The 6,205-nt window shown below is 62.7% G+C and carries 3 protein-coding genes and 1 pseudogene; 1 reads left to right on the top strand and 3 read right to left on the bottom strand.

Annotation, left to right across the window (positions count from 1 at the left end; translation table 11 throughout):
• Positions 1–158: 158 nt before the first annotated feature.
• The 3 genes from QMX91_RS28165 to QMX91_RS28155 form a co-directional block, all read right to left on the bottom strand.
• Complete coding sequence (locus tag QMX91_RS28165) at positions 159–2,792, bottom strand: excinuclease ABC subunit UvrA (RefSeq protein WP_282413707.1); 2,634 nt, start codon at positions 2,790–2,792, stop codon at positions 159–161.
• A 169-nt stretch (positions 2,793–2,961) separates the two neighbouring features.
• Complete coding sequence (locus tag QMX91_RS28160) at positions 2,962–5,073, bottom strand: hybrid sensor histidine kinase/response regulator (protein ID WP_282413706.1); 2,112 nt, start codon at positions 5,071–5,073, stop codon at positions 2,962–2,964.
• Positions 5,074–5,206: 133 nt separating this feature from the next.
• Positions 5,207–5,896, bottom strand: a complete 690-nt coding sequence (locus tag QMX91_RS28155) for a GntR family transcriptional regulator (protein WP_027613675.1) — start codon at positions 5,894–5,896, stop codon at positions 5,207–5,209.
• Positions 5,897–6,018: 122 nt separating this feature from the next.
• On the opposite strand from QMX91_RS28155, the pseudogene QMX91_RS28150 reads away from it, so the two are divergent.
• A pseudogene (locus QMX91_RS28150) lies at positions 6,019–6,093 on the top strand (flavin reductase family protein); the annotation flags it as partial.
• Positions 6,094–6,205 lie beyond the last annotated feature (112 nt).

The following is a 6,205-nucleotide window of genomic DNA, read 5'->3' as shown; positions in this document are numbered from 1 at the left end:
CTGTAGGAGTGAGCCTGCTCGCGATGGCGTCAGGTCAGTCAATTCATTTCTGGCTGACACTCCGCTATCGCGAGCAGGCTCACTCCTACAAGGGATTACGGTGTGTCATCTTCCGAGTACACCGCAGCCCCCTGTGGGGGCCAGTAGGAACGGCGTCGCTATCGGCTCAAGGCCCGCGCCAGAAACGGTGCCGTTCGGCTCTTCTTACTCGCCGCCACTTTCTGCGGCGTCCCCGCCACAACAATCCTGCCGCCCTGATCCCCGGCCCCCGGGCCGATGTCGATCACCCAGTCGCTCTGCGCCACCACGCGCATTTCATGTTCGACCACGATCACCGTGTGCCCTGCCGTGACCAGGTTGTCCAGTTGTTCCAGCAGCCGATCGACGTCCCGCGGATGCAGCCCGGTAGTCGGTTCATCCAGCACATACAGGGTCGCGCCGCGCTGATTGCGCTGCAGCTCAGTGGCCAGTTTGATCCGTTGTGCTTCACCACCGGACAACTCGGTGGCCGGTTGGCCGAGCCGCAGATAACCGAGGCCGATGTCACGCAGCACCTCCAGTGAACGACGAATCCCCGGCTGCTCGTTGAACACTTCTACCGCCTCTTCCACGGTCAGTTGCAGCACCTGCGCAATGCTCAAGCCTTGCCACTGAATCGCCAGGGTCTGCGGGTTGTAGCGCGCGCCATGACAGGTCGGGCACGGCGCATACACGCTCGGCATGAACAGCAACTCGACGCTGACAAAACCTTCCCCCTCGCAGGTCGGGCAACGACCCTTGGCGACGTTGAAGGAAAACTGCCCGGCGTCATACCCCGCCGCCCGTGCCTCGGGCGTGGCGGCGAACAGTTTGCGCACATTGTCAAACAGCCCGGTGTAGGTCGCCAGATTCGAACGTGGCGTGCGGCCGATGGGTTTCTGATCGACCTGCACCAGGCGTTTGATCGACTCCAACCCCGCCGTCACCTGACCAGTGCTGGCCTGCGGCGCATCGTCTTCGAGGCTGAGCTCTTCCGGCTCGTCCTCAACCAGCGGCCGCCCGAGTTGCGCGCCGACCAGTTCGAGCAACGCCTGACTGACCAGACTCGATTTGCCCGAACCGGAAACCCCGGTGACCGAGGTGAAGCAGCCCAAGGGAAATTCAGCGCTGAGGTTGTGCAGGTTATTGCGGCTGATGCCATCGAGTTTCAGCCAACCGCTCGGCTTGCGCGCGGTGCGGGTCTGCCGCTGGCTCTCGGCAAACAGATAGGCGCGGGTCTGCGATTCGTCGATCTCGGCCAGCCCGGCCGGAGGGCCGCTGTACAACACCTGCCCACCCTTCTCGCCCGCCGCCGGACCGACGTCGATCAGCCAGTCGGCGCGGCGCATGGTTTCCAGATCGTGCTCGACCACAAACAGCGTATTGCCATCGGCCTTCAAGCGCTGCAAGGCTTCGAACAACGCCTCGCCATCGGCCGGATGCAGACCGGCGGATGGCTCGTCGAGCACGTAGATCACGCCGAACAGTTGCGAGCCCAATTGCGTCGCCAGGCGCAGGCGTTGCAGCTCGCCGGACGACAACGTCGGCGTGCTGCGCTCCAGCGCCAGATAACCGAGGCCCAGATCGGTCAGGGTGCTGACCCGCTCCAGCAAGTCCTCAGCGATCCGCTGCGCCGCCAGACGTTTTTCCAGCGACAGGTTTGGCGTGTGGCGCACGTCCGGCGCACTGGCGTGGCCGCTGGCACCGTGGGCCACGCGCTGCTGGCGCGCCTCGCGGGTTTGCGCATGGCTGAGGGTTTCGCCGCTTTCTTCGGCCTGCTGCAGATAGGTCGCCGCAGCCACGGGTTTCAATACTTCGGCCACTTGCAGCAATGGCATCTGCGACAGCTCACCGATGTCGTAACCGGCAAAGGTCACCGACAACGCTTCACGCTTGAGGCGCTTGCCGTCGCATAACGGACACGGGCTGCCAAGCATGAACTGCGAAACGCGCTTCTTCATCAGCGCACTTTGCGAATGGGTAAAGGTGTGCAGGATGTAGCGGCGGGCACCGGTGAAGGTGCCCTGATAACTCGGTTCCATCTTGCGCTTGAGGGCGACCCGGGTTTCCTCCGGGGTCAGCCCGGCGTACACCGGCACGGTCGGGGTTTCTTCGGTGAACAGAATCCAGTCACGCTGCTTTTTCGGCAGTTTCTTCCAGGGGATATCGACGTCGATGCCCATGGTCACGAGGATGTCGCGCAGGTTCTGCCCCTGCCACGCCAGCGGCCAGGAGGCCACGGCGCGTTGGCGGATGGTCAGGTTCGGATCAGGCACCATCAGCGCCTCGGTCACCTCGTAGACCCGGCCCAGCCCGTGGCACTCCGGGCACGCGCCTTGCGGGGTGTTCGGCGAAAAATCCTCGGCATAGAGCATCGGCTGCCCCGGCGGGTAACTGCCGGCGCGGGAATAGAGCATGCGGATCAGGCTCGACAAGGTGGTCACGCTGCCCACCGACGAACGCGTGCTCGGCGTACCGCGCTGCTGTTGCAGGGCCACGGCGGGCGGCAGGCCTTCGATGGAGTCGACATCCGGCACCCCGACCTGATCGATCAGCCGCCGCGCATACGGCGCCACTGACTCGAAATAACGCCGTTGGGCTTCAGCGTACAACGTTGAAAACGCCAGCGACGACTTGCCCGAACCCGAAACCCCGGTGAACACCACCAGCGCGTCGCGAGGGATATCGACGTCGACATTCTTCAGATTGTGTTCGCGGGCGCCACGCACCCGGACCATGCCGGCGGGTGCTTTGGAATTACGCTTGGAAGTCATTGGCTGTCCCTGCAGAAAAAATTTAGGGGCGAAGCTGAACCCTGTGGTGAGGGGATTTATCCCCGATCGGCGGCGCAGCCGGCGCAGTTACTGCAAATTCCATATAGCTGGGAAAATGCTGGGGAGTGCTGCGCACTCCATCGGGGATGAATCCCCTCGCCACAGGGAATCAGGCACTGAGCACCGAGCGAATCATCTGCAACAACGCCTCCGGGCCATACGGTTTGCCGAGCAAGTGCGTGTCCGGGCTCAACTGGTGGTTGCGTGAAATGATGTCGCGGGTGTGGCCGGAGGTGAACAGCACCGCCACCGGTGGTGTCTGCACCTTGGCCCACGCCGCCAGATCGGAGCTTTTGATCAGCCCCGGCATCACCACGTCGGTGAAAATCAGATCCACTTGCGCGCCGTCCAGCAGCAACTGCATTGCCACGTCGCCATTGCTCGCAGTCAGTACGCGGTAGCCTTCCTCGCGCAGCAACTCCACGGCCGAAGCACGCACTGCGTCGTTATCCTCGACCACCAAAATGGTCTCGTGGCCGCCGCTCTGCTGCGGGTCGACGCTCGGCGTCTCATCGAGAACCGGACGCAGGCTGCGCGGAAAGTACAGTTGCACCCGCGTGCCTTCGCCCACGGTGCTGTCGATCTCGACGTGGCCACCACTCTGTTTGACGAAGCCGAACACCATGCTCAGACCGAGCCCGGTGCCCTGGCCGTCGGCCTTGGTGGTGAAGAATGGCTCGAACACCTGCTCGAGCATTTGCGGCGCGATGCCGACGCCGGTATCGCCGACCACCACCCGCACGAAATCGCCGGCGACGATGCCTTTGCCCGCGCAAAAAGTGCTGTCCAGCCGAGTATTAATGGCACTGAGAACAATCGTGCCCTCGCCTTTCATCGCATCGCGGGCGTTGATCGCCAGATTGAGAATGGCGTTTTCCAGTTGATTGCGGTCGACGTTGATGTGCCACGGGTCCTGCGGCAATTGCACGTCGATCTGAATGGTTTCGCCCAACGCACGCTGCAGCAATTCGCCGACGCCGTCGAAGATCTGCCGCGGATCGCACACCGCCGGTGACAACGGCTGGCGCCGGGCAAAAGCGAGCAGTTGCGACGACAGCTTGGCGCCGCGCTCGACCGCTGCCAGCGAGGCGCTGACCCGGCGTTGCACGTTGGCATTGTCCGGCTCATGCCGCGCCAGCAAATGCAGGTTGCCGGCAATTACCTGCAGCAGGTTGTTGAAGTCGTGGGCCACGCCACCGGTCAGTCCGCCGATGGCTTCAAGCTTCTGCGACTGACGCAATTGCTCTTCCGCCGCCAGCCGGGCATCCACTTCACTGGCCACCCGCTGCTCCAGGTTGCGCGTGAATTTGAGCAGGGATTCTTCGGCAATCTTGCGTTCATGGATGTCGATCAACACCCCGGGAAAACGAAACGGCGCACCGTGTTCGTCGAACTCGCAGGCGCCACTGGCGAGCACCCACAGGTAGCTGCCGTCCGCGCGCCGCACGCGGTATTCGGCGTTGTACGGCTCACCGGTCTGCAGCGAATGACTGACCCGATCATGCACCCACGCCAGGTCGTCCGGGTGGATCCGCGACTCAGTCAAGGATTGCGGCAGGTTGCTCAGGTCCTGATCCGGCGGATAGCAAAAGGTCCGGGCGAAACGCTCGTCGGCCGACAGCACATTGTTCTTCACGTCCCAGACGAACGAGCCAAGCAAGGCCCCGGCATTCAGCGCCAGACGCACCCGTTCGTTGTCGGCCCGATAAGCGTCTTCTGCCGCCTGACGCAGGCGCTCGGAGCGCACCAACTCGGTGGTCTCGACCACCATCGCCATCACTCCTGAAGGCACGCCGTCATCGTTGGCCACCGGGCTGTAATACAGATCCATCCAGACATCTTCGGGCACGCCATCGCGCAACAGCACCAGCTCCTTGTTGCGGTAGGACAAGGTGCCGCCCGCCAGACAGGTGTCGACCACATGCCGGTTGAACTCGGCGACTTCCGGCCAGCCCAGCTCCACCGGCACCCCCAACAGATAGGGGTGGCGGCCACCGGCAAACTGCGAGTAAGCGTCGTTGTAGATCATGTAGCCGGCGTGGCCCCAGAGCATGACCATCGGCAAGGGCGAGGCCAGCATCAATTGCACGGTGCTGCACAAGCTGGCAGGCCAGGTGTCGAGCGGGCCGAGTTCGGTGAGGCGCCAGTCGAACGCGCAAATGCGTTCGGCCATCTCGCCTTTCCAGCCTTCACAACCGTGGCTATCGGATAAAAACTGCATCGATTGACTCGGTGTCCTGTGGTGTTTGCCCGATACATCGCGACGGCAGAACGCCGCGACGCCCGTCTGTTTCGAGCCTCATCGGCCGTAATGGTTTCATTAGAGGTATAGCCGATTTCAGAGCAGGCCCGGATCAGACCCCGATCAGGTGCTTGAGCGGATGGTAGCCAGTTTTCATCTTCGCCGCGACGTCGAGAATCGCCTTCTCGATGCCGTTCAAATGCGTGCAGGTCAGTTCGATGGCGGCGCTCTGGTCGCCCGCCTCGATGTATTCGATCAGGCGCAGATGTTCGTTGTCACGGCAGGCTTCATGGCTGTCGTCATCCAGTGCAGCGACATACAGCGAGGCGCGGGAAATCAGCTTCTGGAACCAGTCGAGCAGCACCGGGTTGTTGAGGCTGCGCGCCAGTTTGAGGTGGAACTCGCCGAGCAGGTAAATCAGTTGCTCGTGATCGCCTGCCGCGTGGGCTGCGTCCTCCAGTAGCAGGTGCTCGCGCAAGACCTGCATGGCGGCGGTGTCCTTGCGCCGACAGAGTTCGGTGACCATGCCGATTTCGATCAGCCGCCGGGTTTCGAACAGCGAGCGGATCTCTTCGTTGCTGGGCAGCGACACCGATGCACCTTTATTCGGCTCGGTGGTGACCAGCCCCTCGGCTTCCAGTTGCTTGAGCGCGGCGCGTACCGACGTGCGGCTGACATTGAACAGTTCGGCCAGGGACGCTTCGCCCAGCTTCATCCCCGGACGCAGCGAACGCTTGCTGATCGCCTGGTAAACCCCTTGGTAGACGCGGTCGACCGTGGTTTCCAGTTTCTTCTCGGTCATTCGAACACTCCTTTAGCCTCGGGCAAACACGGTGTTGCAGCGTTATTCGCCGTTTGCGCAGATAAGTGTGGCGCAGGATATCGCCTTCGGCCTCCTGATGCAGGGTCTGGATACGATTAGGGCGGGATGACTTCGATTTGCCGACCCGCTCATTGCAAACGTGGACGGAAGCAGCGGGCGGTGGCGAGCGGTTTTGGCGGACGCCAAATAAATCGGCTGCGAAACGCCTTCCCCTTGTGGGAGCGGGCTTGCTCGCGAATGCGCCGGGTCAGTAAAACATTTGGCGACTGACCCACCGCATTCGCGAGC

The sequence above is a fragment of the Pseudomonas sp. PS01299 genome, from assembly GCF_029960145.1.
GTDB classification, from domain to species: domain Bacteria; phylum Pseudomonadota; class Gammaproteobacteria; order Pseudomonadales; family Pseudomonadaceae; genus Aquipseudomonas; species Aquipseudomonas putida_A.
The sequence above is the reverse complement of the archived record's forward strand: the minus strand, read 5'-3'. Positions and strand labels throughout refer to the sequence as shown.